The following is a 26,695-nucleotide window of genomic DNA, read 5'->3' on the forward strand; positions in this document are numbered from 1 at the left end:
AAGAAGAATAATAATTACTAAATGTACGATAAAAACGATATTATAACTAATCAGTTTGTGCGAATTAAACACGACACGGTTGGAGTTGGACCACGTTTCTTTGCTCATATAATTGATATGATAATCATCTTTTTCTATGGCTTTTTTATGCTAAAACTATATGATTATTTAGATCGTGGAATGCATTTCACTACTCAAATGGGACTGGTTTTGGGGTTCTTTTTCCTTTTGTTACCCATTCTAACTTACTTTATTGTATCAGAAACAGTAACGGGTGGACAAACCATAGGTAAGTTTATTATGGGCATAAAGGTGATGAAAGCAGATGGAACTCCTGCCTCAATGGGTAACTATTTAATGAGAGGTATGTTACTTCCAGTAGAGACTTATGGCTTTTTTTATCTCGGTGCATGGTTTATGCTCATCACAAAACGACATCAACGATTAGGTGACTTAGCCGCAGGCACAATGGTGGTGCGAGTGAAACGCAAAAGATCTCTCACACTCAACCTAAATAATTATAGACATTTAGCACCCGATTATCAACCACTTTACAAGCAAGCTGAAGACTTATCTGTGCAACAAGTAGAGATTATTAAGAAGGCTTTGAAAGTGAATGAGGGAAAGGATACTGAGCAAATGGTGATACTTGCAACCAAGGTTCGTGATGTTTTGAATATTAAAAAGGTTGAGCAATTGCCCACAGAGTTCCTTGAAAGGATTATAAAAGATTATGAGTTCTTGTCGGTTTATTATGTTTAAACCATAGGGCAGCACTCAAAATGCAATACAAAACAAAATGAGTTGTTCTTCAACAACCCATCACCTATAAAAAGAAATAGGTAGTAGAAACATATAAAAGATGTTGTCTTACTACCTATTTGTTTTAGTATTAACCTATATAACTAATTTTTTATTTAAGTTTAAGGTCGTATTTCTCTGGTGTTTGAGATTCTAGTTTCAAGTCAGCATTTACAACACGAACTGTAGAATCGTTAACGATTAGAAGGTAAGTATCATCTTCTTTTGTCTTACCAACAAGGCGATAAGCTTGTAGTTCTTTACCATCTACGTCTTTTTTGATGTTCTCAACAGTACCAGTTGTTGTGAAGGTAGATTGTCCGTCCTTTGCTTCTAGGTATGTTTGAGTAAGGCTATAACCTACAGTTGAATCGTTAGAAGCGATTGCAACGTTGTATTTTATGCCTGGACCATCAGCTGCTGGGATAACACCTTCATAACGAACGCTATCTCCAAGAGTTGAATCTTGAGCCAAAGAGTCTACACCTGCACCTGTAGATGCTGTTTTTCCTGTGTTGTTGCAAGCTGCAACTAGAGCAGCAGCAACGGCTAATGTCAATAATTTCTTCATACTTTTTGTTTTTAAAATTAATAATACATCAATACAACTCCAAATTTATTGTTTTATTGTATATGATGATAATAAAAATATTTAATTATCTATTACAAGTGCATTTTTCTTTATTCATGGCAGGACAAAGGCTCACTAAGTAGCCATCTACAGAGAACTTGCCTGGTCCAGCGATAAGAAGTAGAATGAAAACGATAAGATATGCAAATGCTAACTCACCCTGATCGATTGAACCCCCGTGCGCAATAAAGAATGCAATTGCCATTGTAAAGATTATAGGAATAAGCACTAAGCGACTTAAAATACCAAGAATGAGGGCAACAGAACATACTAACTCTGCGAAAATAGCAAGTGTTAATGATGTTTGTGAGCTTAATCCTAATAGATCAGGAAAGGCACTTGACATCTTATCGAATGCCATATACTTCTGCAATCCATGATGGGCAAGAAGCAAAGCAAATATAACTCGGGCTGCAAGAAGCACAAAGGAGGTGGAGCAACTCTCGTTATTTGTTGGGAATATCAATTTTAATAACTTTTTCATTGTAATATGTTTCTTATTGTTTGTATATTCGTTATGGTGTAATTGCAATGCTTTTACTGCCTAATCTCAATGCTTTTGCAGTCCAATCTCAATGCTTTTGCAACCTAATCTCAATGCTTTTATAACTTAAATTCAATATAAAATGAGGGCAACACCACTCTTATTGAGCGTGCAACCCTCGTTCATAATAAATCTGTTCGCTATTTCTTGTATTCTAATCTACTTAATTCTGATTATTTAGCCTTCTTTTCTAAGAAAGAAAGAAGCATCCAAATAAGCTTTTCTTGACCTGTAAGATAGTCACTCATAAGCGATGCAGTGACATCATCATTTGCCTCATTTGCAAGTGCAATGATTGCTCTTTCTTCTTCAATAAAAAGCTTTAGGGTTTCAAGAACTCTTTCAAGAGCATGTCTTCCCTCACGTTCAAATCCGTCTTCTTGTAGCTTTGACACTTTAAGATATTCGCTATAGCGATTCTCTGGACGTTCTCCTAGTTGAAGAATACGTTCTGCAACCTCATCAACTTTATTGGCAGTGTCGTTGTAAAGTTCTTCATAACGCTCGTGAAGCATAAAGAAACTCTTTCCTCTTACATTCCAATGGAAACCTCTAAGGTTTGCATAAAATACTTGATAGTCTGCTAATAGCTGTGATAAAGCTTTTACTACAGGTGCTACTTTCTCGCTATTTAGTCCTAAATACTGAAGTGTGTTCATAATAATATTCCTTTCTTTTATTTGTTATTTTTATCTTATTGTTTTATTGATGATGCAAAGTTACAATAAAGAAAAACTGCTTACAAATGGTTCTATCTATGTGGTTATAGACAAAATAAATAACTATTGTTGAACACCTTTATATAAAGCACTTTCAGAATTAACCGATAACGCCACGCATTTTGTCTTCGAATGCAGATAAAGAAGCTTTTGCTCCTTCTCCCATAGCAATGACAATTTGCTTGTAAGGCACGCTTGATACGTCGCCAGCAGCATACACTCCAGGAATAGAAGTACGGCAATGAGCATCAATAACTATTTCTCTTGCATTCGTAAGTGTGAGTTCTTCTGCGAAAGGAGCACTGTTAGCCGATAGTCCGATTTGTACAAATACACCATCAAGAGTAATCTCTCGTTCTTCATTTGTAACTCTATCTTTCACCTTTAAGGCTGTAACCTTAGTGCCATTTCCTATTACTTGAGTTGTTTGAGACGACTTAAATATTTGTATGTTAGGCATACTTGCAGCCTTGTTTTGTAGCACTTCGTCGGCTCTTAGTGTGTCGGCAAATTCCAAAACAGTAACATTTGAGCAGATATTAGCAAGGTCTATTGCAGCTTCTATACCCGAGTTGCCACCTCCAATCACTGCTACTGCCTTGTCTTTGTAGAAAGGTCCATCGCAATGAGGGCAGAAATGCACACCTTTACCTAAGTAATCGCTTTCGCCTTCCACATTAAGTTTACGCCAACTTGCACCTGTTGCAATGATAACTGCAGGCGCAACGAAAGTTTCTCCGCCTCTAACTATAATGCGTTTTTGTGCGTCTTTTAGTGAAACATTTTCTATTTTGCGGTTTTCAAAGACATCAATAGGATAAGTGCGAACATGCTCTTTTAAGTCAGAAGCAAGCTTAGCACCTGTTGTTTGAGGAACAGATATAAGGTTTTCGATGCCTACTGTTTCCTTAACTTGTCCACCAATGCTTTCTGCAATGATAGCTACTTTTAGTCCTTTACGTGCTGAATAGATGGCAGCAGATGAACCTGCAGGACCTCCACCCAATACAATTACATCGTAGTTTTGTTCTTCTTGAGGCTCATTACTTTGAGTTGAAGAGCCAAACTTATCTTCTAATTTCTGTAATAGCTCTCCAAATTCACCTTTACCAGAATGAACTAGCTCACCATCAATGAACACTGCGGGTACACCTTGAATGTGTTTTGCTTCCACTTCAGCTTGAAATAAAGCTCCATCAATCATCTCATGGGTGATAGCAGGATTGTTCAAAGCCATGATGTTGAGTGCTTGTACAACGTCAGGGCAATTGGTACAGGTTAGAGATACATAGGTTTGAATATGTATTTCACCATTAATTGCAGCCACACGTTTGCATATATTGGCATCAGGAAGATTCTTTCCTTTACCATCTGAGTTAAGAATTGCAAGAAGAAGAGATGTAAACTCGTGTCCATTAGGAATACCTCTAAAACGGATTCCTGTAGGAGTTCCATTCTTAACGATATCGAAATAAAGAGTGTTTTCTGTGGTTTCGTGTTCTTCTACATTTATCTTTTCAGATGAAGAAGCAAAGTCTGACAAGAAAGAACGCATATTATTGAGTTCTTCAAAGTCTTTATTGAAAGTTAATGATAAGGTGTATTGTCCCTCAAGGGCACTAAAAATACCTCTTACTTGTTCAATTATTTGTTTATCTAGCATAATCTTTTATTTTAGTTAGGTATAATGTCTTATATAAAAGTGTATTTAAAAAGAGTTCCCATTTCTTACGCTTAAAGGAGCAAAAGAAAAGGGAACACTCATTAATAAATAATAAACTTAGATCTTACCAACAAGGTCTATGCTTGGACTTAATGTCTCTTGACCTTTCTTCCACTTAGCAGGACAAACCTCACCTGGGTGATTTGCTACGAATTGAGCAGCCTCAACCTTACGTACAAGCTCTTCTGCATTACGGCCAATACTATTGTCTTGGATCTCAGCTAATTTGATTTTACCTTCTGGATCAACAAGGAATGTACCACGATAAGCCATACCTTCTTCTTCGATATATACACCGAAAGCTTCAGAAAGAGTTGCTAATGGGTCAGCAAGCATTGTATATTGAATCTTTTTAATGCTGTCAGAAGCATCGTGCCAAGCTTTATGTACGAAGTGAGTGTCAGTACTTACTGAGAAAACTTCAACGCCCATTTTCTTTAATTCTTCGTACTTTTCTGCCAAGTCTACAAGCTCTGTAGGGCAAACAAAAGTGAAGTCAGCTGGGTAAAAGAAGAAGATAGCCCACTTACCTTTGATATCTTCGTTTGAAACTGTTCTGAATTCGCCATTTTGGAAGGCTTGAACTTTAAACTCAGGAACTTGAGTATTGATAATTGTCTTCATAATTTCTTATTATATTTATATTGTTATGTAATAATTTCTGTTTTACTATTTCTTTTCTCTTTAATAGAGATAAATCTGTTTTAATGGGGTAGGTGAGGGCTATTTATTGTCGATGAAGATGATAAAACACCGCTCACCTTATTTTATATTGTGTGTTACGTAAAGAATTCTCTTTATTTAAGTCTTGAAGCAACAACGTCCCAGTTGATGATTTCCCATACTGCTGCAAGGTGATCAACACGTCTATTTTGATAATCTAGATAGTAAGCGTGTTCCCAAACATCAATACCCATAAGTGGATTTTGACCGTGACGAAGTGGATTTCCAGCATTAGCCTCTTTTGTAATGATTAGTTTTCCATCTTTATCTTGTGCTAACCAAACCCAACCAGAGCCAAAAAGAGTAGCTCCTGCTTGTGAAAATTGTTTCTTAAATTCATCGAAACTACCAAAAGTAGTATTGATTTCATCTGCAAGCTTGCCTGTTGGTACGTTATCTTTTACAGGTGATTTGAATTGACCAAAATACAAAGCGTGGTTCAATGTTTGTCCTGCATTGTTAAAGATAGGACCATCTGGTGCTGTCATAACAATCTCATCAACACTCTTTCCTTCAAATTCTGTACCTTGAACCAATGTTCCTAAGGTGTTAACATACGCTTGAAGATGTTTGCCATAATGATAGTTTATTGTCTGTTCGCTAATAACTGGTTCTAAAGCGTTAGGAGAATAAGGTAATTGTGGCATTGATATAGTCATCATAAATACTATTTTTGTTAATAACATTTTATACTTTTATTTGTTTATATCTTTTCTTTAAGACAATGCAAAGTTAGATATAACCCAACAACTATAAAACAGATAAAATCTATATGTAAATAGATAAAATCTATATTAGAGGCTTAATGCGTTTGTTTATCAGTATTTTATGAATATAAAGGGAATGCAATTGAATATAAAAAAAGATATAAAACGCATTGTTTAGATATAAATTAATGTGTATCTTTGCATCAACGATCAAACAAAAAGATAATGACCTTACAACAACTTGAATATATTGTTGCCGTTTATCGACACAAACATTTTGCAAAAGCTGCCGAATATTGCAATGTAACTCAACCTACTCTTAGTTCAATGATTCAGAAATTAGAAGATGAATTGGGCGTAAAAATATTTGATAGAAAGAAACAACCCATCACAACAACAGAGGTTGGAAAGCTTGTTATCGATAATGCTTGGCGAGTGTTGCGCCGTGCAAGGAGGCTAAAAGAGGCGGTTGAAGAAGAGAAACACTCACTAACTGTAACATTTAAAATAGGTATTATACCCACAATTGCACCATATCTCATTCCTCGTTTCTTTCCTCAATTGATGAGTAAATATCCTCAATTGGACGTAAGAATTAGCGAAATGAAAACCGAAGAGATTAAGATTGCCTTGAAAAGAGGAGATCTTGATGCTGGAATTCTTGCCCTTTTAGATGATATGGATGAGTTCGAAAGAGACCATTTGTTCTACGAACAGTTCTTTACTTACATTGCAGAGAACGACGAATTGCAACAACATACGTCTATAAAGACGAGCGATTTAGCAGATGAATATTTGTGGTTGTTAGACGAAGGGCATTGCTTTAGAGACCAATTGGTGAAGTTTTGTCATCTAAAGTCTGCCACTGCAAGTAAAAAAGCATATAGCTTGGGTAGTATCGAGACCTTTATGAGAATGGTTGAGAGCGGAAAAGGTGTTACGTTTATTCCCGAATTGGCTCTTTATCAGCTAAGCGAATCGCAGAAAAAACTTGTTCGTCCATTTGCAATACCAGTGCCTACCCGTGATGTAGTGATGATTACGTCACCCAATTTTATACGTAATTCAATTAAAGAATTGGTGGCAAACGAAGTGAAAAAGTCTGTTCCCGAAGACATGTTAGCACTCAAAAAAACAATACAGAAAGTGATATAGGGTGACACTCCCTTTATAATTGATTTTCAATACTTTTTTGTTAGCGTTCTAAAATGATAGTTTTTAGCCTGTAATAGCAATGCTTTTAAGTTGTAAAAGCATTGCTATTATGCTTTAAATACATAGCTTTTGCAAACCAGTGTTATAGATATTGATGTTCATCTATGTATATAACGTATACAAGAAAAAGAAGAAATGCCTTGAGAAAACAAATCTTCTTTTTCATAATAGTGCCTAAACGGGCTAAAAGACCATTCCTAAAACTTTGTTTTTATAGCCTTTTTTCTTACCTTTGCAATAGAGCAACGGCAACGAAATATGTGTTTTTGAATCGAAAAATAGAAACTCTTGGTTCGAACTTACTATAACTTTGGTTGACTAGAGTTTGATAAAGAAATAAAAATAAGAAGTAAACAGCATGAATATTGATGGTGTAAAAGGACTTTTAGAGAAAGATAAAGGCTTGTCGTTAACATTGGGAATGGAGTTTTTCTCAACCGATGATCCTAATACTTGCAAAGCCACTATGCAAGTAGACGAACGCAATCGACAACCATTTGGATTCTTAAGTGGTGGTGCAACCCTTGCTCTTGCAGAGAATTTGGCTGGAGTTGGGTCGTTAGCATTGTGCCCCAACGATATAAGTGTGGGTATTAATGTTAGTGGAAACCACGTAAAGGCAGTGGTAGAGGGCGATACTGTGACGGCAACAGCACACCTAATTAATAAAGGACGCTTGTTACATGTTTGGCGAGTAGATATTTGTAACAGCGCAAACGAACTTATATCGGTGGTGAATGTCACTAATTATGTTATTGTTCGAGACAATAAATGATAGGTTACACTTGGTTTAAAACACCCGATAGCAATTGCTTTCATTGTGTAGAACAGCACAACGGAAGCATTAGAGAATTGTATTCTTTCGACCAATTGGCAGGTGAAGAAGGTTTTGTTATTGCCCCTTTTTCGCCCACAACCAATTGTCCTATTGTTGTTTTACACCCTGATGAGTGCTCAACTCATAGTATTCCTACTTTAGAAGAATACGAGTTACACCTTAATCAATCCAATAACCCACATCAACGCAAGGCCTATTCAGAGGTATTCGGCAAGTTTCACACTGCATTGTTAAATCAACAATTCAGTAAGTTGGTGCTTTCTCGCACCGAAGAACACGCTCTTCACATCACCGAAGAGCAGGCAAAGCAACTCTTTTTACATGCTTGCGCAAAATATCCCCATTTGTTTGTAGCCCTAATCAATACGCCTACAACAGGCATTTGGTTGATGGCTACACCCGAAACACTGATAGAACAAACCGAAGAAGGGTGGAAAACAATGGCTCTTGCGGGCACTCAAAAAATAGAAAAAAAATGCTTTTGTTCTGTCAATACAGGCGAGTTGCCTCAGAATTTGGCAGTTGTTTGGCAAGAGAAAGAGCAAAAAGAACAACAAATTGTAACCGATTACATCGTAGAATGTTTGAAGAAGGTAGATGCTAAGATAAGCGTTTCAAAACCACATACGGTATTTTCTGCCGAATTAGCACACCTTCGAACCGACATATCCTTTCATCTTACTAACAAAACACAGTTAGGAAAGCTTTTAAATAGCTTGCATCCCACCCCAGCAGTGTGTGGTTTGCCACAGCAAGAGGCCAAAGAGTTTATTTTAAAGAACGAGGGGTATCACCGCAAATATTATAGTGGTTTTGTGGGAATGATGAACGTAAACAATTTTAAAACACATCTTTTTGTAACTTTGCGTTGCTTAAATATAGCCCAAGAGCACATCACGTTTTATGCAGGCGGTGGCTTATTGGCAGCCAGTAAGGAAGAAAATGAGTGGCAAGAAACCGAAAACAAGCTTCGAACAATGAAAGATTTGTTTATTGAACAATAAGAGGCTATCAGTAAAAAGCAGATATTATTTAATATAAACAGTATGTACTCAAGTAAATGTAACGTAAATATTCTTACAGATTTAATGATTCAACACGGCATCAATACAGTGGTGATGTGTCCTGGATCACGCAATACCCCATTATTAAATAATTTCAATGAAAGTGTAAACTTTCAATGCTTCTCTGTAACCGATGAGCGTTCTGCAGGCTTTTATGCTTTGGGTTTGGCTCAAATGGCAAAGCGCAAAGTGGCAGTTTGTGTAACATCTGGCTCGGCATTGCTTAACCTTTTGCCCGCAGTGGCAGAGGCTTTTTATCAAAGAGTGCCTTTTGTTGTGATATCAGCAGACAGACCTGAATCGTGGATCGACCAGTTAGATGGTCAAACATTGCATCAAACCAATGCTCTAAAACCTTATGTTTCGGCTTCAGTTTCATTGCCTGAGCCTTTAAATAGCGAGCAAGAATGGCAGTGTAACCGCCTTGTTAACGAGGCTTTGAACCGCTTTCATGCGCCAGAAGCATGTCCTGTGCACATCAATGTGCCCATTTCTGAACCTTTATTCCAATTCAATCAAGCAGAACTTGCACCTCAACGCAAAATAACAAGCTATTTTTCTGTTGCGCCAAACCAAAGCGGAATGGAGCAGGTTGCAACGTTGTTGTTGCAAGCTAAGCGACCTATTGTGGTGTTAGGGCAAGCCAATTACACCTTGTTAAATAAAGAACATCTCGACTTTCTCAATAGTGTTGCGGTGCTTTTAACCGAGCCTTTGAGCGGAATTGATGCGTTATCGAACTTTGATGACATTCTTTCTGCTCATATCAATGATGATTGTTTGTTACCCGACTTGGTGTTATACGCAGGCGAATCGGTTGTTTCTAAACGATTAAAACATTTCCTTCGCAAACAAAAAGAAGGCAATCAGGTGCGTTTTTCTACTCAAAAGAATATCGAAGACACCTTTTCTCATCTTTCACTACTTATCGAATGTAGTGCAATAGAGGGCTTAAAGGCTCTTTATTCCGCTTGCTCTACTTTGCAAACAGATAGTCATTTGATGGTGACTGATGAGCAATTAAAGGAAAAGAAGGCGTATATCAATCTTTGGAACGACCTCTCTTGCAAGGTGAAGGCGGTGCGCAACGATTTTAAAACCATTTATTCTTCTATGCAGGCGGTGGCTCTTTTCGAGCAAGAAATAGCACAACAGCAAGTAGATTGCGCTGTGCATTACGCCAATAGTAGCGCAGTTCGCTTGGCCAACATATACGCTTTGCATCGCATTTATTGCAATCGTGGTGTCAATGGAATAGAGGGTTGTTTGTCAACCTCAGTGGGTATGTCGCTCGATAGTTCTGCAAATGTCTTCTGTGTGATAGGCGATTTGGCATTCTTTTACGATCAAAATGCACTATGGAACAATCACCTTAAAGGAAATATGCACATTCTTTTATTGAATAATAGCGGTGGAGGAATTTTCAATATGTTGCCAAATATTAGCGAAACTACAAGTTATGAAACCTTTGTAAAGGCGCATCACAACACTAATGCACAAGGTATTTGCCAACAAAATAATGTTGATTATATGGCAGTTCATACCGAAGAGGAATTGAAGAGTTTGTTACCTCAATTTGTAAGTCATTGTGGCACCAGACCCATCTTGCTCGAAGTGTTCACCAATCAACAACAAGATACAGAAGCACTAAAGACTTATTATCAAACAATAGCACAACTTTCAACTAAAAAATAAAGTACAATGAATAGACAATGGACACCTATTAAAGGGTTTGATTTTAAAGAAATATTATTCGAAAGCTTCGAAGGAATAGCTAAAATAACCATCAATCGCCCACGATATCGCAATGCTTTCACTCCTTTAACCACATGGGAAATGAGTCAGGCATTTGCTTATTGCCGTGAAGCAAGCGATATTTCTGTTGTTATTTTAACTGGAGCTGGCGACAAAGCGTTTTGTTCTGGAGGTGATATGAACGTGAAAGGACGAGGAGGATATATTGGTAATGACGGTGTTCCACGCCTTAATGTGCTCGATGTTCAAAAGCAAATACGCTCTCTTCCCAAGCCTGTTATCGCCATGGTAAACGGCTTTGCCATTGGAGGAGGACATGTTTTGCACCTCGTTTGCGACTTAACTATCGCCTCAGAAAATGCTCGTTTTGGTCAAACAGGTCCACGAGTGGGTTCTTTTGACGCTGGATTTGGGGCCTCATATCTTGCTAGAATAGTGGGACAAAAGAAGGCAAGAGAGATATGGTTTATGTGTTTGCAATACGATGCCTATGAAGCTGAACGCATGGGAATGGTGAATAAGGTCGTAAGTAGCGACAGATTAGAAGACGAGTGCGTTGAGTGGGCACAGCGAATGATGGAACATAGTCCTCTAGCTTTGCGTATGATAAAGGCAGGTCTCAATGCAGAACTAGACGGACAAGCAGGTATTCAAGAGTTAGCAGGAGACGCAACAATGCTCTATTACTTCTTAGATGAAGCGCAAGAGGGTGGAAAAGCGTTCTTAGAAAAGCGCAAACCCGATTTTAAGAAATATCCCAAATTACCATAAATAAATAGCTATTGAGAAAGAGAAGCGTTGCAATTGTCCTTTAAACACTTCTCTTTCTTATCTTTATTCTTGTTGAATATGATCTATTCTTATAGTCTTTCTCCATACGAACTCATATTTAAAGAACCCGCAGGAACATCTCGTGGCATTTATAAAACACGCAAAGTGTGGTTCGTTAAGCTGTTTGACGCAAGCAATCCGCAGGTATTTGGCATTGGAGAATGTGCCCCTTTACCTAATTTAAGCTGTGATTTATCGGATAATTACGAAAGTATCTTGAAGGCAGAATGTGATTATTTCTGTCGTGAAGGACATCTTGATACAGAGCGATTGCGTCATTATCCATCTATACTTTTCGGTCTTGAAACGGCTATTCTCAGCTTAAAAGCAACCAAAGAAAATGTGTTATTCGATACATCTTTCACCCGTTCAGAATGTGGAATACCCATTAATGGATTGGTGTGGATGGGCTCTTTAACCGAAATGATGCAGCGATTGGAGCGCAAACTCGATGAGGGTTTCAGATGTATAAAGCTTAAAATAGGTGCAATAGACTTCGAACAAGAACTAACTTTATTGAAAGCCATTCGAGAAAGATATGCTTCTGATGTCTTAGAGATACGTGTTGATGCCAATGGAGCATTTAGTTGGGAGGTTGTTCAGCAACGACTTGACAGCTTATCGCAATTCTCTATTCATTCAATAGAACAACCCATAGCACCTGGAAGCTGGCAAAAAATGGCGCAATTGTGCCGAAATACGCCCATTTCGATAGCCCTAGACGAGGAACTTATTGGTGTAAATGATCTTCAAAGCAAAGAGATGTTGTTGCAAGAGATTAATCCTCAGTATATTATCTTAAAGCCTTCGCTACACGGAGGCATTGCAGGTAGCATAGAATGGATTGAACTTGCGAAGAAAAAGGGTATAAAGTCGTGGATAACAAGCGCACTCGAGAGTAATATTGGCTTAAATGTTATTGCGCAATTTGCATCTTATATTTATCCAAAAGACCAGCAAATGCCACAAGGATTGGGCACAGGACAACTCTATACCAATAATATTGAAATGCCATTAGCCATTAAAAAAGATGAATTATGGTTCTTAAAGAATTCTTAGAGCAATGGAATAGCGACGAAAAGACAATCGAAGTGAACACCAGTGGCTCTACTGGTAAGCCTAAAAAGATTGTTCTTTTTAAAGCAATGATGCAGGAAAGTGCCCGCAGAACATGCGACTTTCTGAATTTAAAGCAAGGCGATTCGGCTTTGTTATGCTTATCTTTAGACCATATTGGCGGTAAAATGATGGTGATAAGAGCCTTAGAAAGAGGCTTAAAGCTAATTGATGTGGGTGCAACAGGTCACCCTTTAAGTTCTTTAAGTACTGCTCCTACTTTTGCAGCGATGGTTCCTTTGCAGGTATTTAATAGCTTACAGAACCCAAAGGAGCGTGAGTTGCTTCGAAATATCAAGCATATTATAATAGGAGGGAGTGCTATCGAGCCTGAATTAGCAGAGCAATTGAAAGATTTTCCCAATGCCATTTGGAGCACATATGGTATGACAGAAACGGCATCTCACATTGCTTTGCGTCGTGTAAATGGTGCTTCTGCCAGTGATTGGTATATTCCTTTTGATGGAATTCACGTTTCGCAAGATGATGATAAGTGCTTAATTATTCGTCAAGACTTGCCCCAAAGCCTACAAATAAGCGACCTTTTAACTGATGAACGCTTACAATCTTCGCTTTGTTTGCACACCAATGATATTGTAGAAATAGCCCCTAATGGGCGTGAATTCAAGGTGATTGGTCGCAAAGATAATGTTATTGTGAGTGGAGGAATAAAGATACAAGCCGAAGAAGTGGAGGCTCTTTTGAGGCAATATATCCACACTCCGTTGGCAATAGCTAAAAAGAAAGATCCCAAGTTTGGTGAGATTGTGGTGCTATTGGTAGAGAATGGCAATGCTGAAGAATTAGATTTGATTTGCAAAGAGCATCTACCACACTACTGGAAGCCTAAAGAAATCATTGTAACAGAGGCTCTTCCACGGACTGAAAATGGAAAGATTAAGCGACAATTATAGTGCTTTAAGCTTTTAATGGTGCATTGTTTTAGTTCGTTTCTCTAAGGAAATCGAGCGCATTTTTAATATCTTCTTCTCCAACAACAGTGTTAAGAGCCAACGAACCAATATCTTTTAGAAGCGAGAAATTGATGTCTTGCCCTTTATTCTTTTTGTCATGGCGCATCAAATCGATAAGTTTATTATAGTCGTTGCATGCAAGTGGGAAGGCAGGATATAGCGAATGTATAAACATAAGCGTTTGTTTCATCTTGTCAAAGGGAAACTCTTGTAGTAAAGCAGATAAGTATAACTCACAAATAATGCCGTAAGCTACAGCAAAACCATGCGATAATTCTTGTCCATTATTAATGCTCAACGCCTCAAAAGCATGTGCAAATGTGTGTCCAAAGTTAAGTGCTTTCCTTATATTTTGCTCCTTTGGGTCTTCAATTACAATTCTTTTTTTTACTTCAACATTCTTTTTAACAAGTAAGAGAAGCTCCTCCCAGTTGGGATTCTCTATGTCAAAACGAAGCGTTTCTGCCCATAAAGCCTCATTATCAATAAGTCCATGTTTAATCATCTCAGCGAAACCGCCCAGCAGTTCGTCGTAAGGAAGAGTCTTTAAAAATGCTGAATGTAAAACAACCGCATTGCTTTCAGAAAACAAACCAATTTCATTTTTAACGCCATTAAAGTTGATTCCGGTCTTACCTCCAACCGAAGCGTCGACCATTGACAATAGAGTTGTGGGGATATTGATAAATTTTAGACCACGTTTGAATGTTGATCCTGCCATACCTCCAATGTCTGTAACCATTCCTCCGCCTAAATTTATAAGGCAAGAGTGGCGAGTTGCTCCTTTAGTTGATAGCTCTTCCCAAATGAAACTCAAAGTATTGAGGTTCTTATTGCTATCTCCTGGCTCTATAATAATGTGCTGAGCGTCTTGCAATAAGGCACTTTTGCCCAATAAATCCCAGCAAGAACGATGCGTATTGCTATCCATCAATACAAATATTTTATCGTATTGAAAAGTCGAAAGCACAGCTTCTATATCGTGAATTATATCGTTTGTAAAGATAATTTTCTGTTTCATATAGGCAAAGTTACATCAAATAAATGAGAAAAGTTTAGTTAAACTTATTTGAATTAATAAGTTTTTATCTCCTTTTGTTGACTTTATATAAAATAGAATAGACGCAAAAGTGGAGCTTTAGCGAGAGCTTTCTCGATAATTATGTGTATTTTTGTTTCTGTTTTTGTTGATACTTAGATTTAAGAGCATATAGAAATGGAAATAAACCTTACGAATAAAGCAGTGTTTGTGCCTCATGTTAAGAAAGGATATGAAGACAGAGAGCAACATATTAAAGCTATGTTGCAGAAGATGAATATTCCTTTTTCGTGGATTCTCGATGGAGATATTGCCGATTTAACTCCCGAAATATTGGATAAATACTTTGCAGGCGACATGCATAAGGCGGGTGCAACTGCTTCTTGTGCATATAAACATGTGTTAGCTTATAAAGAGATTATAGCGAAAAACCTCGATGGAGCATTGATATTAGAAGATGATATTCAGCTCGATCCACGTCTTTTTATAGGCATATTCAATAAGAGTTTAACTGAATTGAATAGTGAAGAGCAAGAGCCTTCTATTGTTTCTTACGAAGACACTCGCCTTCGTTTTGTTCCTAAAAGTAAGAGGGTGGGAGGCAAAGTGTTATATCCTGGTAACAGAGATCGTATGACTGGGGCTTATTATATCAATAAAAAAGGAGCAGAACTGATTATAAATGAATTGGAAAAGCAGGCTATGGATATTCCAGTAGACTGGTATAATGCTAAGTTGTTGCACGAAAATAAGTTGAAATATTATTGGTGTCAACCCACTATTGCAACGCAAGGCAGTCATCTAGGCATATTTAAATCGGCTATAACCGTTAAAGATAACTTTTTGAGTACATTGAAATGGAGATTTAAACGCTTTTATAAAAAATGGTTATACGAGTTGAGATAGAACTCAAAGGGTGTGCAAATAGAGTGGAATTGGTATAGTTTTGAAAATCAATATCTTTCTAATCTCGTAAAATGCACATTCCTATTAGAAAAAAAACAATGGTATTACACTATAAAAGCATTGCTTTTGAGGTGTAATACCATTACTTTTATGATGTAAAAGCATTGCTCTTACTTCTTAAAAGAAATTGTATCGAAAAATATTCTTTTTTCTTTTTAAATACGAAAGCATCATCGCTACATTCTTATTCGAATGAGTTGGCTAATGAGATGCAGTTTTTTTTGTTTTGATTTGAAGTGCTTTTGAGGTGTTTGCGTTGAGGCTTTACAAGGCTTAGTCAAGCTCGTCGAAGTCGTCGTCGATACCAAATATAACAGGTTCAACAAACGCATCAAGTGCTCTTCGCTCCTTCTTGGTTGGTCGTCCTGTTCCTCTTGCTCTGTCAACAAAACCACTTATTCTGCTCATCTCAAGCAATTCGTATTGCTTTGGGTCTGTAACATTCTCGTAAATTTCAGGAATAAGCTTTGCACCAACACGCTGTTCAATGGCTTTTAATACCTTGAACGAGTAGGTGATAGGAGATTTCTTCACATGAATGGTATCGCCTTCTTTAATCATTCTACTTGGTTTTATGGTGCTTCCATTGAATGTTACTCTTCCATTCTTACACGCATCGGCAGCTAATGAGCGAGTTTTAAAAATACGTGCAGCCCACAACCATTTATCAATTCTTGCTTCCATACGCACTTATTCAACTTCTTTTGCAATGTGTTCTACTTGCGATTGAACTGGTTCATGGTGATATCTACTCCCGCAAGAACAAAACTTTTAATGATTTCTACAGCCGTATCAATTTGTGGTTGTAGCGTTGTTAGTTCTTCATCGGTGAATTTTCCCAATACCCAATCAACCTGTTTACCTTTCGAAAAGTCGTTACCTATTCCAAAACGCAATCGTGCATACTGCTGACCGATGAGCTGTTGTATGTGACCTGTGCCGTTATGACCGCCATTACTGCCACTTGCTTTAAGTCGAAGGGAGCCAAGTGGCAAGGCAAGGTCGTCTACAATAACAAGTAAACGCTTTTGATCTATGTTCTCTTGGTTAAGCCAATAGCGAACAGCATTACCGCTTAAGTTCATAAAAGTGGTTGGCTTTAGCAAGAAAATCTTTTTTCCTTTCAATGTGGTTTCAGCCACAAAACCATATCGTTTGTCGCTAAAAACAATATTGGATGCCTTTGCAAAGGCATCCAATATCATGAAACCGGCATTGTGGCGGGTGTTATCATATTCATAACCAGGGTTCCCTAATCCCACAATTAAGTATTTATCCATTTCTAATAATTAGAAAATGTCAATGTATCTTATTTACCTTCTTTTGCTGCTTGTGCTGCCATTGAAGCTGCACGAGTCATCTTAATAGAGCAAACAACAACGTCTTTACCTGTTACAAGTTCCAAACCTTCGTATGAAAGTTGTCCAACTTTGATGCTCTTACCGATAGTTAGAGCTGTAACGTCAACGTCTAAGTGCTCAGGAAGTGATTTGTAAGGAGCTTTAACGTTAAGCTTACGTAATGAAAGACTCATTCTACCACCATCTCTAATACCTTGAGCAAGACCTACAAGTTTAACTGGTAGACCAATAGTAATAGGCTTTTCTTCATTAACTTCTAAGAAATCAACGTGAAGAACAGAGTCTGTTACTGGGTGGAATTGAATTTCTTTTAAGATAGCTGTGTGTAATTTACCATCAACAGTTAAGTTAACAAGGTAAATGTGTGGTGTGTAAATAAGCTTACGAAGCTCTGTCATTGGCACAGTGAATGAGAAAGCAGATGGCTTTCCATCAGTTGTTGCGATGCCATACATGTTACATGGGATAAGACCTTCTTTTCTTAAAGACTTTGAAGCCTTCTTTCCTAGGTCGCTACGAAGCTGACCTGTTAAATTAATTTCTTTCATTTTGTGTTACTCTAAATTAAGTGTTTATAAATAAAATGCCTTAATTCGCCATCACACGAGAATCTTTCTCAGATATAGATGTGCCACGAAAAAGCGGTGCAAAGATAATGCTTTTTTCTTGAATTATGTACAAAAGCATATAAAAAGCATATAATTAGAGGTGTTTTTTTGTTTATTCAGTAGAAAAAAAGTACCTTTGCAACATCGCTAAAGGCTATAAACTAAGTTGGTCGCAACTGTCGTTTGCCTTTTAAAATACAGCATTTCAAAGAAAATATAGATAAAAAACACAAACTTATTTGCAACATGATAAATCGTGAATTGATAAGAATAAAAGTGGTTCAGTTAACTTATGCCTATTATCAAAATGGCAATAAAAATATGGATAACGCAGAAAAAGAATTATTATTTAGTATTTCTAAGGCTTACGATCTATATAATTATTTGCTCGCTTTGATTGTTGCAATAACTCAAGAAGAACGTTTAAGGGTTGAGGTTGCTACGCTTAGAGCAGTGAGAGAAGGCACACCTGCACCATCACAGAAATTTGTTAATAATAAGTTTGCCTTGCAATTAGAAGAGAATCTCATGTTGAATGAGTTCTTAGAGCACCAAAAACAAAGCTGGAAAGATGATACCGAATTTGTAAGACGCTTATGTAATACAATAGAACAAAGTAGTGTTTATGCTGAATATATGTCGACATCAACATCAACTTATGATGAAGATAAGGAGCTTTGGCGTAAACTTTATCGCCAAATAATACAAGATAATCCAGATATTGATTCTCTTTTAGAAGAGAAAAGCTTATATTGGAATGATGATAAAGAGGTTGTCGACACCTTTGTTATTAAGACAATAAAGAAGTTTGACGAAGCAAATAAAGATCAACAAGAGCTTCTTCCTGAGTATAGAGACGTGGAAGATAAAGAATTTGCACGCAAACTATTTCGTGCTACCATCTTAAATGCAGATCAATACCAAAGTTATATGAGCGAAACAAGTCGCAATTGGGATTTCTCTCGCTTAGCTTATATGGATGTAGTGATTATGCAAATTGCCATAGCAGAAATGCTTACGTTCCCAAGTATACCTGTAAGTGTAACTATAAACGAATATGTAAACCTTGCAAAATTGTATAGTACATCTCGTAGTGGTGGCTATATTAATGGTATGCTCGATGCTATTGCTCGCTTTTTGTTAGACACTGGAAAGATGTTTAAGATGATGAACTCATCTAAAAAGAATGAACAAGCAAACGGAGAACAACAATAATAATGTGAAAGACCATTGCAAGTCTTTTATTATAAGCAGTTGAAATAAAACGAATAATTAACAAACTAAATATCTAAAGCAAAATGAATATATTGTTTTTAGCAGCTCAAGGAGCAGCGAAAGGTGGACAGTCATCTTTCTTAATCATGATGGTTGTAATCTTTGTAATCATGTGGTTTTTCATGATTCGTCCACAACAGAAACGTCAAAAAGAAACTCGTAACTTCCAAAATAGTCTTGCAGAAGGTACAAAAGTGATCATTGGAGGTGGAATTTATGGTGTTGTAAAGCACATTGATTTGACAACTAATAAGGTAGACGTTGAAGTTAGCAAGGGAGTTGTATTGACTGTTGATAAGGGAAGTGTATTTGCTGACCTTGCATCTCAAGAGGCAAACAAGGCATAAGCATGCTAAATGAAAAATAAGATACTTAAGAATATAATGAAAATGAGAAAATTCTTATTGGCTTTTGCTAATAAGAAGTTTCTCATTTTCTTGTTTTTTTTGTTTCTTAGTACAATATTTTGGCTTTCAATAGCATTAAATGAAGTTGTTGAAAAAGAGATATCCGTTCCGATTCGTTTAGTTAATGTACCTCAAAATGCTGTGATTACAACGCCACTTCCCGATAGTGTGCGAGTGACATTGCGTGATAAAGGCTTTGCATTGTTATCTTATTTATATGGAGACAAATTGCATTCCATTGCAATTAACTTCTTAACGTATACAAATAAGAATGCGAATATTGGTCAAGTTCCTAACACTGATATTCAAAAGTACATTCTACAATATCTTTATGCATCGACACATCTCATATCAATCAAGCCAGATAAGTTTGATTTTTATTATAACTACGGATTATCTAAAAGGGTCTCAATTCGCTTAAAAGGCACCATTAGAACTGCAAGTGGATACTATCTTTCACAAGTTCGATTCAATCCCGAGCGTGTAACGATATATGCTAGTAAGCATTTGCTGGATAGTATCACCCATATTTATACCCAACCACTTCATATTAAAAATATGGTTGACACAATACAGCAGACAATTAAGCTTCAAACCATAAAGGGAGTGAAGATTGTTCCCAATACTGTTAAGTTGACATTGTATCCAGATATCTTAACAGAAGAAACCATAGAAGTACCCATTACAGCTGTAAATATGCCAGAAGGAAAGGTCCTTCGCACTTTCCCATCACGTGTAAAAGTGCTTTATTCTGTAGGAGCTAGCAGATATAGAACTATTTCTGAGAATGGATTTAGAGTGGAAGTAGATTATAACGAGATGCAAAAGAATCCATCAGAAAAATGTACTATCGTTCTAAAAACATTCCCTTCTAACATCTCTAACGCACGATTAGAAACCAATCAGGTTGATTATCTAATAGAACAGCAATGAAACAACTAAAAGAAAGGCCTGAAAAACGAGTTGTTGCGCTAACAGGTGGAATTGGAACAGGAAAGAGTTTCGTTGCGAAAATACTTCAACAAAAAGGAATTGAGGTATTCGATTGCGATCGTTCTGCAAAGAAACTGATGCGTGAAAATGAAGAAGTGAAGCAGAAAATCATTGATTTGGTGGGAAAAGAGGCTTATCAAAACAATGTTCTTAACAAAGCATTGTTGGCTAAATTCTTATTAGCTTCGCCTCAAAATGCTACTGCTTTAAATGAAATTGTGCATCCTGCAGTGGCAAAAGACTTTGAAAAGAGTGGACTAGAGTGGCTTGAAAGTGCCATATTATACGACAGTGCATTCGATAAAAGAATAGACATAGATTTTGTAGTATGCGTCAGTGCGCCTTTAGAAACAAGGATATCACGCATTATGCAACGTGACAATATCACTCGAGAAGCAGCTCTTCAGTGGATAAGCAAGCAGCTCAATCAAGATGAAGTCATTGCAAAAGCCGATTTTGAGTTGGTGAATGACGGAATAAAAGACGTAGAAATACAGTTAAACGAAATATTAAATAAAATACAAGAATAAAAACATTAGAAAGATTATGGAGACAATTTTATCTATTGCGGGTAAGCCCGGACTTTATAAATTGGTATCACGTAGCAATACAGGACTTATTGCTGAGACCCTAGACGACCAACATAAGCGCCTTCCTATCTTTGCAACTGATAGAGTAACAAGCCTCTCAGACATTGCAATGTATACCGATGCGGATGATATTCCTTTGTGGAAAGTATTGAAAAATGTAGGTGAAAAAGAGCAAAGTAAAGAGAGTTCGTTTAACTATAAAAAAGCTTCTAAGGCAGAACTACAAGAGTATTTTTCTGCAGTTCTTCCTTCTTACGATCGTGATCGTGTACATGATAGCGACATTAAGAAGCTTATTCAATGGTACAACCTATTGGTAAAGAATGGTTATACCGATTTCGAAGAGTTGTTAAACAATAATCCTTCTGACGAAGAAGAATAATAATTTGTTGAAAAACTATCGACTTTCGTTTGGGAAAAAACTTACGAAAGCCCCTCGATAGTAAAGCAACAAACTACAAAATATTTACTAATAACAACGTTGTTAGCATCAAAACAAAGCGTCCTCTAATACCTTTCGACTAAGAAAGACAATGGTGGATGCTTTTGTTTTATATCTTTTTTACAATACAGATTTATTTATTTAATTATTATGATATTAAACATAGTCCTAATTATAATAGGTATTGCGGTGGTTTTAGTAGGCGCAGATATCTTAACAAAAGGCTCTGTGGCTCTTGCTCAACGCATGAAAGTATCGCAAATCGTTATCGGTTTAACAATAGTTGCTGCAGGAACATCTATGCCCGAGTTCTTTGTGAGCTTTGTTTCGGCTATAAAAGGAACCTCCGACCTAGCAATTGGTAATGTTGTTGGTAGCAATATATTTAATGCTTTGCTCATTGTTGGTGTGTCGGCAGCTGTTACTCCCATTGTAATTCTTAAAGGAACCGTACGCAAAGATATTCCTTTCGCTTGCTTCGCATCATTACTTTTACTTGGATTATGCTTCGATGGAAGTATCAGTAGAATAGATGCTGCTATTCTTTTTGCCACCTTTTTAGGTTTCCTTTGGTTCACTTTAAAGAATGCAAAAAGTGGAGATGAAGGCGAGATTGAAGCATTAGAAAATACAAGTGTTTTGAAATCTGTTCTATTCCTTTTTGGTGGTTTAGCTGGATTGATTATCGGAAGTAACCTCTTTGTAGACTCTGCAACCTTTGTTGCACAACAACTTGGAGTGAGTGAGGCGGTTATTGGTCTTACAATTGTTGCAGGTGGAACATCCCTTCCCGAACTTGCTACAAGCGTAGTTGCCGCTAAAAAAGGAAATAGTGGAATAGCAATAGGTAATGTGTTGGGTTCAAACGTGTTCAACATCTTAGCGATCTTGGGTTTAACAGGTGTTATCTCTCCAATGAAAATCAACGGAATTACGATGCTCGATTTTGCTATTCTCATTGTATCAATGTTGCTTCTATGGGTATTCTCTTATACCAAATATACCATTAAACGCTGGGAAGGCTTTGTGCTAACAGGCGTTTTCTTGGCTTATATGAGTTATCTTTTTATGCACATATAATTCTTTTATACACGAAAGGGAAAGAGGTTGAATTTAGAATGTGATGTTGTTCGGTTGGAAAGTCAGTGCTTTTGCAAGGTAATAGCAATGCTTTTGGAGCATAAACTCAATGCTTTTAAGGCGTAATAACAATGCAATTGCCAACTATAGGCAATGAGGATATATTCTAATACCAAAAAGAAAAGGGGTTAAAACAATTTGTTTTAGACCCCTTTTCTTATGTCTTATAAACCCCTTCGAGGGTGTCTTTTATGGATATTATCTTAACTTGTAACCCTTAAATGCATAGAAAGCAATATAAACGAAGCAAGGAAGACAAAGCCAATAAGCGTTTTGTGCCCCGAAAAGGTCTTTAAACCAACCGAAAAGAACAGTTAGAATAGCACCTCCGAACAAGCCCATTGTTAGAAGAGAAGAACCTGTTTTGGTGAATTTTCCAAGATCTTTCATTGCCAAAGGCCACAAAGCAGGCCACATTAGCGAACAACCTAAAGCCACAATACCAATGCTATAAATACTTAATTGTGCAGGAAGTGTAGCCACACAAACTGTTCCTATAAGAGCGATGATAACGCAAATCTTAAGCGCAGTGTTTTGTCTTAGAACCTTAGGAATGAATAATATACCAGCAATATAACCAATACTCATGGCAATTGGGGTAATCCATGAATAGTTTTCAGCTCCTGCAAGTCCTAAAGTTTTAGCGTAGTCGATAGCAGAACCCAATGCAATAGTCTCAGCACCAACGTAGAAGAAGATAGCAATACTACCTAATACAAGGTGTGGGAACTGTAAAATTGAAGTCTTGCTGTTAGCATATTGTGCCACTTCTTGTGATTCTTCTTCGTTTGAATCGTCTTCACCTATAGCCTTAATTTCGGGTAATGGAGAAATAAGAGCAATCAAACCAAGAAGCAAGAACAATCCGCTTAGAATATAGAAAGGAACGTCTAGCTGTGTAACTTTGATGTCGAGAGTACTTCCAAGCACTGCTGCAATGAACAAAGGAGATACTGGCCACGCCAATTTATTAATCATTCCGATGATACTTATGCGCTTTGCTGCACTCTCAATAGGGCCTAATATGGTGATATAAGGGTTGATTGCTGCTTGCAAAAAGGTATTAGCAATACCGCCTAAGAATGATGCTGCAAGGAAAAGAAGATAGCTTTCTTGCTTTGCTGATACTACAAAGATGAGGAAACTAACAGCGTAAATAGCATAAGAAAAGGCTATTGTTTTCTTGTAACCGATGGCCTTTATAAGCTGACCAGCAGGGTAACCAAACACCACAAAAGGTATAAACATAGCCGCAATGAGGGCGTATGCTCCTGCAGAAGATACTTCTAACGATTGGTTTAGGATAGGAATTAAGATTCCGTTTACACTTGCTGCGAAGCCTCCTGAGAAGAACATCAATCCCAAAATGGCAAGGGGTAGGATGTAATTTTTATTTTCTTTCATAAAATAGTATGTATTAATTAATTTTGATTTGTTTGATATTTGTTTTTAATTGTCAATTTTATTATTAGTAATAATCGTGTTTTTAAGTTTCGAAAGTAAAGTACTTATGAAATAATTTGTTGTTACTTTGCTTTAATAAGAATGAAGGTTCGATGAAATAAATTATATTTATTCACCGAACCTTTCTACTTTGTGTTTTTATTTGAATAATTTGGAGCATAATTTAAGAGCCGTATAGCTCTTCTAATTTATTGCCAAGTGCTTTCTCACGAAGGTCTCTTGCAATAATTTTTCCTTGTGGATCAACAAGTAAATTAGATGGAATTGCATTGATGTTATAAATCTTTCCTGCCTCACTATGCCATGCTTTAAGGTCTGAAAGGTTCACCCAATTCATCTTCATTTCTGCAATTGCATCCTTCCAAGCATCTGCTCTGCTATCGAATGAAATTGCTACAATGTTGAATCCTTTATCTTTATATTTTTCGAAGTTAGCTTTTACATTAGGCATTTCACCTCTACATGGTCCGCACCAGCTTGCCCAAAAGTCGATAAGAACATAGTTTCCTTTACCGCAATATTCGCTTAATTTGTGGGAAACTCCATTTACATCGTTTAAAGTTAAATCTATAAATGGTTGTCCTATGATCTTTTGTTTAGCATCTTCGGCAGCTAATTGTTGCTTTAAGCCTGTAAGCATAGGATGATTTGCATATACTTGAGTTGGTTTAAGCAATTCATTAAGCTCAGATTCAGTAACAGCATCGGTTATATAGTTTATATATAATGCAGGAAGAATATTGTCTTTATTCTCGTTGATTACTTTTTTATAATATTGAACCGAGGTGTTATGAAGATCCATAAACTTCTTCTTTAACTCGTTTACACGTGTTGTTTTTTCTGCATCACTAAGTGAATTGTCACTAACCACCTTTTGATAATCTGTATAAATTTGCTTTCCTGGCTCGTTAATAGAATCGATTGCTAAATTATATTTGCTGAGTTTCTCATTAAGAGCAGAACCTTTAAGTGTGTTTTTATTAAGATTTATCTCCAAAGGTTTACCATCCATGATGAAAATAACAAAGTTCTCATCTTTTCCAATGCCAAAGAATAGGTCTTTGTGTTCAGGCTTATATTTTACAACAAAGTTGCCTTTCACTGCATCAACGCTGTCAACTACTCGTTGATTCTTTTGCATGTCTAATAGATAAACCTTCTTAACATCTTCTGGGCAGGTTCCTTTTATAAGCGTAACAGGTGCTTTTACTGCCTTTTTAACTTGTGCAAAGCCAGGGAAAATGCTTGCTGCAAGAATGCTACATAATATCAGTTTCTTCATAATTCTAATCGTTTTTAATGAATAATGCTATCAAACAGATAGCCTTTTAGCTTCTTTTGAGGATAAATGTTCATCTTTATCCGCTCTGAATATTATCACAAAGTTATAAAATTATTTTTTGATTACAATCGATTTTAAATCTTTTATGTAACTTTGCAACGCTTTTTAAAGTAAATGAGTGCTTGGTAAACCTCGTAAAAAACAAGAAAATGAAAGAAAATACTAAAAATGTGAGTGTACTGTTTATGCTTTTCAGTATACTCTTTTGCGTTTGTTTGATAACGGCAAACGTGTTAGAAACAAAGCAAATATCAGTTGGTAAGATTAGTTTAACAGGTGGTTTGATTGTATTTCCAATCTCTTACATTATCAATGACTGCGTATGCGAAGTGTGGGGATATGCAAAAGCTCGCTTATTGATATGGCTTGGCTTTGCAATGAATTTCCTTTTTGTGCTTTTGGGTGCCATTTGTGATGTTATTCCTGGTGCTCCTTATTGGACAAATGAAGAAGGTTTTCATCAAATCTTTGGTTTAGCACCTCGTATTGCAGCAGCTTCTTTCTTAGCATTTCTATGCGGTTCTTTTGTTAATGCTTATGTGATGAGCCGAATGAAGCTACAATCTCAAGGTAAAAACTTTTCTTTAAGAGCAATCGTTAGTACTATATTAGGCGAAGGAGTAGATTCTATAATCTTCTTTCCACTTGCTCTTTATGGTGTAGTTCCAAACGATGCACTACCTGTTTTGATGCTTTGGCAAGTTATTTTAAAGACACTTTACGAAGTTCTTGTGTTGCCATTAACCATTTCTATTGTGAAGAAAGTGAAGCAATATGAGCAAGAAGATGTTTATGATGAAGCGATAGATTATCGTGTTTGGAAGATTTTTAAGTTATAATTGTTAGTAGTATTTCACCTTATTATATAGTAAATATGTCTGAAGAAAGAGAAAAAGAGGGTTTAAAACATTTAGGAAACAACACCAAATACAGCATGGATTATGCCCCAGAAGTGTTAGAAACATTTGTAAATAAACATCCTCAAAACGATTATTGGGTGCAGTTTAACTGTCCAGAGTTTACCTCTTTTTGTCCAATTACAGGTCAACCCGATTTTGCCGAAATAAGAATAGCCTATCTTCCAAATGAGAAAATGGTGGAGAGTAAGAGCTTAAAGCTTTATCTTTTCAGCTTTAGAAACCATGGAGACTTTCATGAAGACTGTATAAATATCATCATGAAAGACCTTATTTCGTTGATGAATCCAAAGTATATAGAGGTTATTGGCTACTTTACTCCACGTGGAGGAATAAGCATTTATCCTTTTGCTAACTATGGAATGCCCAACACTAAGTATGAAAAAATGGCAGAACAGCGATTCATTCAACATTCCATTGCGAAATAAAAAGAAACAAGAAACAGTTTATTTAGCACATTCTTAAAACTAGTAGAAACAGAAGACGTAAAATAAAATTTCTGTTTCTACT

Annotated in this window: 29 protein-coding genes; 17 read left to right on the forward strand and 12 right to left on the reverse strand. The window is 36.7% G+C overall.

Features of this window, described 5'->3' with window-relative positions:
• Positions 1 to 21: 21 nt before the first annotated feature.
• Positions 22 to 762, forward strand: coding sequence for an RDD family protein (locus HMPREF0669_RS04190; protein WP_009227273.1), 741 nt, complete (start codon positions 22 to 24; stop codon positions 760 to 762).
• Positions 763 to 913: 151 nt separating this feature from the next.
• Here HMPREF0669_RS04190 and HMPREF0669_RS04195 read toward each other — a convergent pair whose 3' ends face one another.
• The 6 genes from HMPREF0669_RS04195 to HMPREF0669_RS04220 all read right to left on the reverse strand — a co-directional run bounded on the left by HMPREF0669_RS04195 (position 914) and on the right by HMPREF0669_RS04220 (position 5,827).
• Complete coding sequence (locus HMPREF0669_RS04195; RefSeq protein ID WP_009227274.1) at positions 914 to 1,372, reverse strand: copper resistance protein NlpE N-terminal domain-containing protein; 459 nt, start codon at positions 1,370 to 1,372, stop codon at positions 914 to 916.
• An 85-nt stretch (positions 1,373 to 1,457) separates the two neighbouring features.
• Complete coding sequence (locus HMPREF0669_RS04200; protein ID WP_009227275.1) at positions 1,458 to 1,916, reverse strand: DoxX family protein; 459 nt, start codon at positions 1,914 to 1,916, stop codon at positions 1,458 to 1,460.
• A 233-nt stretch (positions 1,917 to 2,149) separates the two neighbouring features.
• On the reverse strand, positions 2,150 to 2,635 hold the full coding sequence (locus HMPREF0669_RS04205; RefSeq protein WP_009227276.1) for a Dps family protein: 486 nt from the start codon (positions 2,633 to 2,635) through the stop codon (positions 2,150 to 2,152).
• 160 nt (positions 2,636 to 2,795) lie between these two features.
• Positions 2,796 to 4,358: an alkyl hydroperoxide reductase subunit F gene (ahpF, locus tag HMPREF0669_RS04210; protein WP_009227277.1), complete on the reverse strand. Its 1,563-nt coding sequence runs from the start codon at positions 4,356 to 4,358 to the stop codon at positions 2,796 to 2,798.
• Positions 4,359 to 4,475: 117 nt separating this feature from the next.
• On the reverse strand, positions 4,476 to 5,042 hold the full coding sequence (gene ahpC / locus HMPREF0669_RS04215) for an alkyl hydroperoxide reductase subunit C (RefSeq protein WP_009227278.1): 567 nt from the start codon (positions 5,040 to 5,042) through the stop codon (positions 4,476 to 4,478).
• Positions 5,043 to 5,215: 173 nt separating this feature from the next.
• Complete coding sequence (locus HMPREF0669_RS04220) at positions 5,216 to 5,827, reverse strand: superoxide dismutase (protein WP_009227279.1); 612 nt, start codon at positions 5,825 to 5,827, stop codon at positions 5,216 to 5,218.
• 246 nt (positions 5,828 to 6,073) lie between these two features.
• On the opposite strand from HMPREF0669_RS04220, the gene HMPREF0669_RS04225 reads away from it, so the two are divergent.
• The 7 genes from HMPREF0669_RS04225 to HMPREF0669_RS04255 all read left to right on the forward strand — a co-directional run bounded on the left by HMPREF0669_RS04225 (position 6,074) and on the right by HMPREF0669_RS04255 (position 13,581).
• Positions 6,074 to 7,003: a hydrogen peroxide-inducible genes activator gene (locus HMPREF0669_RS04225; RefSeq protein ID WP_009227280.1), complete on the forward strand. Its 930-nt coding sequence runs from the start codon at positions 6,074 to 6,076 to the stop codon at positions 7,001 to 7,003.
• Positions 7,004 to 7,421: 418 nt separating this feature from the next.
• Entirely contained in the window at positions 7,422 to 7,838 is a 417-nt protein-coding gene (locus HMPREF0669_RS04230; protein WP_009227281.1) for a PaaI family thioesterase, read from the forward strand.
• The gene (locus HMPREF0669_RS04235; RefSeq protein ID WP_009227282.1) at positions 7,835 to 8,905 is read left to right on the forward strand and encodes an isochorismate synthase; all 1,071 of its coding nucleotides are present in this window, start codon (positions 7,835 to 7,837) and stop codon (positions 8,903 to 8,905) included. Before HMPREF0669_RS04230 ends, HMPREF0669_RS04235 begins: the two co-directional genes overlap by 4 nt.
• Before the next feature lie 42 nt (positions 8,906 to 8,947).
• Positions 8,948 to 10,660 carry a 2-succinyl-5-enolpyruvyl-6-hydroxy-3-cyclohexene-1-carboxylic-acid synthase gene (menD, locus tag HMPREF0669_RS04240; protein ID WP_020967160.1) on the forward strand — a complete coding sequence of 571 codons (1,713 nt, stop codon included), beginning with the start codon at positions 8,948 to 8,950 and terminating at the stop codon, positions 10,658 to 10,660.
• 6 nt (positions 10,661 to 10,666) lie between these two features.
• Entirely contained in the window at positions 10,667 to 11,491 is an 825-nt protein-coding gene (gene menB / locus HMPREF0669_RS04245; protein ID WP_009227284.1) for a 1,4-dihydroxy-2-naphthoyl-CoA synthase, read from the forward strand.
• A 78-nt stretch (positions 11,492 to 11,569) separates the two neighbouring features.
• Positions 11,570 to 12,610, forward strand: coding sequence for an o-succinylbenzoate synthase (locus HMPREF0669_RS04250; RefSeq protein ID WP_009227285.1), 1,041 nt, complete (start codon positions 11,570 to 11,572; stop codon positions 12,608 to 12,610).
• Complete coding sequence (locus HMPREF0669_RS04255; RefSeq protein ID WP_009227286.1) at positions 12,589 to 13,581, forward strand: AMP-binding protein; 993 nt, start codon at positions 12,589 to 12,591, stop codon at positions 13,579 to 13,581. Before HMPREF0669_RS04250 ends, HMPREF0669_RS04255 begins: the two co-directional genes overlap by 22 nt.
• 28 nt (positions 13,582 to 13,609) lie before the next feature.
• On the opposite strand, the gene aroB is transcribed toward HMPREF0669_RS04255, so the two are convergent.
• Positions 13,610 to 14,662, reverse strand: a complete 1,053-nt coding sequence (gene aroB, locus HMPREF0669_RS04260) for a 3-dehydroquinate synthase (RefSeq protein WP_009227287.1) — start codon at positions 14,660 to 14,662, stop codon at positions 13,610 to 13,612.
• 195 nt (positions 14,663 to 14,857) lie between these two features.
• On the opposite strand from aroB, the gene HMPREF0669_RS04265 reads away from it, so the two are divergent.
• Positions 14,858 to 15,586, forward strand: a complete 729-nt coding sequence (locus HMPREF0669_RS04265) for a glycosyltransferase family 25 protein (RefSeq protein ID WP_009227288.1) — start codon at positions 14,858 to 14,860, stop codon at positions 15,584 to 15,586.
• A 333-nt stretch (positions 15,587 to 15,919) separates the two neighbouring features.
• Here the strand turns inward: HMPREF0669_RS04265 and HMPREF0669_RS04270 are convergent, their stop codons facing one another.
• The 3 genes from HMPREF0669_RS04270 to HMPREF0669_RS04280 are packed head-to-tail and all read right to left on the reverse strand — an operon-like array spanning position 15,920 to position 17,555.
• Positions 15,920 to 16,330 carry an RNA-binding S4 domain-containing protein gene (locus HMPREF0669_RS04270; protein ID WP_020967161.1) on the reverse strand — a complete coding sequence of 137 codons (411 nt, stop codon included), beginning with the start codon at positions 16,328 to 16,330 and terminating at the stop codon, positions 15,920 to 15,922.
• A 32-nt stretch (positions 16,331 to 16,362) separates the two neighbouring features.
• Entirely contained in the window at positions 16,363 to 16,926 is a 564-nt protein-coding gene (gene pth, locus HMPREF0669_RS04275; RefSeq protein ID WP_009227291.1) for an aminoacyl-tRNA hydrolase, read from the reverse strand.
• Positions 16,927 to 16,955: 29 nt separating this feature from the next.
• A complete protein-coding gene (locus HMPREF0669_RS04280; RefSeq protein WP_009227292.1) occupies positions 16,956 to 17,555 on the reverse strand; it encodes a 50S ribosomal protein L25/general stress protein Ctc in 600 nt (199 codons plus the stop codon).
• A 306-nt stretch (positions 17,556 to 17,861) separates the two neighbouring features.
• Here HMPREF0669_RS04280 and nusB point away from each other — a divergent pair, with 306 nt between their 5' ends.
• The 6 genes from nusB (at position 17,862) to HMPREF0669_RS04310 (ending at position 22,402) form a co-directional block, all read left to right on the forward strand.
• Positions 17,862 to 18,830 carry a transcription antitermination factor NusB gene (gene nusB, locus HMPREF0669_RS04285; protein WP_009227293.1) on the forward strand — a complete coding sequence of 323 codons (969 nt, stop codon included), beginning with the start codon at positions 17,862 to 17,864 and terminating at the stop codon, positions 18,828 to 18,830.
• Between the two features lie 83 nt (positions 18,831 to 18,913).
• Entirely contained in the window at positions 18,914 to 19,237 is a 324-nt protein-coding gene (yajC, locus tag HMPREF0669_RS04290; RefSeq protein WP_009227294.1) for a preprotein translocase subunit YajC, read from the forward strand.
• A 9-nt stretch (positions 19,238 to 19,246) separates the two neighbouring features.
• Positions 19,247 to 20,230, forward strand: coding sequence for a CdaR family protein (locus tag HMPREF0669_RS04295; protein WP_009227295.1), 984 nt, complete (start codon positions 19,247 to 19,249; stop codon positions 20,228 to 20,230).
• Positions 20,227 to 20,820 (forward strand): dephospho-CoA kinase, encoded by a 594-nt coding sequence (gene coaE / locus HMPREF0669_RS04300; protein ID WP_009227296.1) that lies wholly within the window; start codon positions 20,227 to 20,229, stop codon positions 20,818 to 20,820. Before HMPREF0669_RS04295 ends, coaE begins: the two co-directional genes overlap by 4 nt.
• Before the next feature lie 16 nt (positions 20,821 to 20,836).
• Entirely contained in the window at positions 20,837 to 21,262 is a 426-nt protein-coding gene (locus tag HMPREF0669_RS04305; RefSeq protein WP_009227297.1) for a DUF5606 domain-containing protein, read from the forward strand.
• A 210-nt stretch (positions 21,263 to 21,472) separates the two neighbouring features.
• Positions 21,473 to 22,402: a calcium/sodium antiporter gene (locus HMPREF0669_RS04310; protein WP_009227298.1), complete on the forward strand. Its 930-nt coding sequence runs from the start codon at positions 21,473 to 21,475 to the stop codon at positions 22,400 to 22,402.
• Between the two features lie 258 nt (positions 22,403 to 22,660).
• Here HMPREF0669_RS04310 and HMPREF0669_RS04315 read toward each other — a convergent pair whose 3' ends face one another.
• Entirely contained in the window at positions 22,661 to 23,866 is a 1,206-nt protein-coding gene (locus HMPREF0669_RS04315) for an MFS transporter (RefSeq protein ID WP_009227299.1), read from the reverse strand.
• Between the two features lie 223 nt (positions 23,867 to 24,089).
• A complete protein-coding gene (locus HMPREF0669_RS04320; RefSeq protein WP_020967163.1) occupies positions 24,090 to 25,208 on the reverse strand; it encodes a TlpA disulfide reductase family protein in 1,119 nt (372 codons plus the stop codon).
• A 209-nt stretch (positions 25,209 to 25,417) separates the two neighbouring features.
• Between HMPREF0669_RS04320 and HMPREF0669_RS04325 the strand changes: the two genes are divergently transcribed.
• A complete protein-coding gene (locus tag HMPREF0669_RS04325; RefSeq protein WP_009227301.1) occupies positions 25,418 to 26,107 on the forward strand; it encodes a queuosine precursor transporter in 690 nt (229 codons plus the stop codon).
• Positions 26,108 to 26,142: 35 nt separating this feature from the next.
• Complete coding sequence (gene queF, locus HMPREF0669_RS04330; protein WP_009227302.1) at positions 26,143 to 26,613, forward strand: preQ(1) synthase; 471 nt, start codon at positions 26,143 to 26,145, stop codon at positions 26,611 to 26,613.
• The last annotated feature ends 82 nt before the right edge of the window (positions 26,614 to 26,695 follow it).

Origin of the sequence: Prevotella sp. oral taxon 299 str. F0039, from assembly GCF_000163055.2 — a bacterium.
In the GTDB taxonomy this organism is placed as follows: Bacteria; Bacteroidota; Bacteroidia; order Bacteroidales; family Bacteroidaceae; genus Prevotella.

Coding starts and splice junctions, on each gene's coding strand:
- HMPREF0669_RS04250 (WP_009227285.1), top strand. CDS start 11,570: ATGATCTATTCTTATAGTCTTTCTCCATACGAACTCATATTTAAAGAA.
- HMPREF0669_RS04320 (WP_020967163.1), bottom strand. CDS start 25,208: ATGAAGAAACTGATATTATGTAGCATTCTTGCAGCAAGCATTTTCCCT.
- HMPREF0669_RS04305 (WP_009227297.1), top strand. CDS start 20,837: ATGGAGACAATTTTATCTATTGCGGGTAAGCCCGGACTTTATAAATTG.
- HMPREF0669_RS04325 (WP_009227301.1), top strand. CDS start 25,418: ATGAAAGAAAATACTAAAAATGTGAGTGTACTGTTTATGCTTTTCAGT.
- ahpC (WP_009227278.1), bottom strand. CDS start 5,042: ATGAAGACAATTATCAATACTCAAGTTCCTGAGTTTAAAGTTCAAGCC.
- HMPREF0669_RS04195 (WP_009227274.1), bottom strand. CDS start 1,372: ATGAAGAAATTATTGACATTAGCCGTTGCTGCTGCTCTAGTTGCAGCT.
- HMPREF0669_RS04280 (WP_009227292.1), bottom strand. CDS start 17,555: ATGAAAGAAATTAATTTAACAGGTCAGCTTCGTAGCGACCTAGGAAAG.
- HMPREF0669_RS04315 (WP_009227299.1), bottom strand. CDS start 23,866: ATGAAAGAAAATAAAAATTACATCCTACCCCTTGCCATTTTGGGATTG.
- HMPREF0669_RS04255 (WP_009227286.1), top strand. CDS start 12,589: ATGGTTCTTAAAGAATTCTTAGAGCAATGGAATAGCGACGAAAAGACA.
- HMPREF0669_RS04200 (WP_009227275.1), bottom strand. CDS start 1,916: ATGAAAAAGTTATTAAAATTGATATTCCCAACAAATAACGAGAGTTGC.
- nusB (WP_009227293.1), top strand. CDS start 17,862: ATGATAAATCGTGAATTGATAAGAATAAAAGTGGTTCAGTTAACTTAT.
- HMPREF0669_RS04270 (WP_020967161.1), bottom strand. CDS start 16,330: ATGGAAGCAAGAATTGATAAATGGTTGTGGGCTGCACGTATTTTTAAA.
- HMPREF0669_RS04295 (WP_009227295.1), top strand. CDS start 19,247: ATGAAAAATAAGATACTTAAGAATATAATGAAAATGAGAAAATTCTTA.
- menB (WP_009227284.1), top strand. CDS start 10,667: ATGAATAGACAATGGACACCTATTAAAGGGTTTGATTTTAAAGAAATA.
- pth (WP_009227291.1), bottom strand. CDS start 16,926: ATGGATAAATACTTAATTGTGGGATTAGGGAACCCTGGTTATGAATAT.
- HMPREF0669_RS04190 (WP_009227273.1), top strand. CDS start 22: ATGTACGATAAAAACGATATTATAACTAATCAGTTTGTGCGAATTAAA.
- HMPREF0669_RS04310 (WP_009227298.1), top strand. CDS start 21,473: ATGATATTAAACATAGTCCTAATTATAATAGGTATTGCGGTGGTTTTA.
- HMPREF0669_RS04220 (WP_009227279.1), bottom strand. CDS start 5,827: ATGTTATTAACAAAAATAGTATTTATGATGACTATATCAATGCCACAA.
- yajC (WP_009227294.1), top strand. CDS start 18,914: ATGAATATATTGTTTTTAGCAGCTCAAGGAGCAGCGAAAGGTGGACAG.
- aroB (WP_009227287.1), bottom strand. CDS start 14,662: ATGAAACAGAAAATTATCTTTACAAACGATATAATTCACGATATAGAA.
- coaE (WP_009227296.1), top strand. CDS start 20,227: ATGAAACAACTAAAAGAAAGGCCTGAAAAACGAGTTGTTGCGCTAACA.
- HMPREF0669_RS04205 (WP_009227276.1), bottom strand. CDS start 2,635: ATGAACACACTTCAGTATTTAGGACTAAATAGCGAGAAAGTAGCACCT.
- HMPREF0669_RS04235 (WP_009227282.1), top strand. CDS start 7,835: ATGATAGGTTACACTTGGTTTAAAACACCCGATAGCAATTGCTTTCAT.
- HMPREF0669_RS04225 (WP_009227280.1), top strand. CDS start 6,074: ATGACCTTACAACAACTTGAATATATTGTTGCCGTTTATCGACACAAA.
- queF (WP_009227302.1), top strand. CDS start 26,143: ATGTCTGAAGAAAGAGAAAAAGAGGGTTTAAAACATTTAGGAAACAAC.
- HMPREF0669_RS04265 (WP_009227288.1), top strand. CDS start 14,858: ATGGAAATAAACCTTACGAATAAAGCAGTGTTTGTGCCTCATGTTAAG.
- HMPREF0669_RS04230 (WP_009227281.1), top strand. CDS start 7,422: ATGAATATTGATGGTGTAAAAGGACTTTTAGAGAAAGATAAAGGCTTG.
- menD (WP_020967160.1), top strand. CDS start 8,948: ATGTACTCAAGTAAATGTAACGTAAATATTCTTACAGATTTAATGATT.
- ahpF (WP_009227277.1), bottom strand. CDS start 4,358: ATGCTAGATAAACAAATAATTGAACAAGTAAGAGGTATTTTTAGTGCC.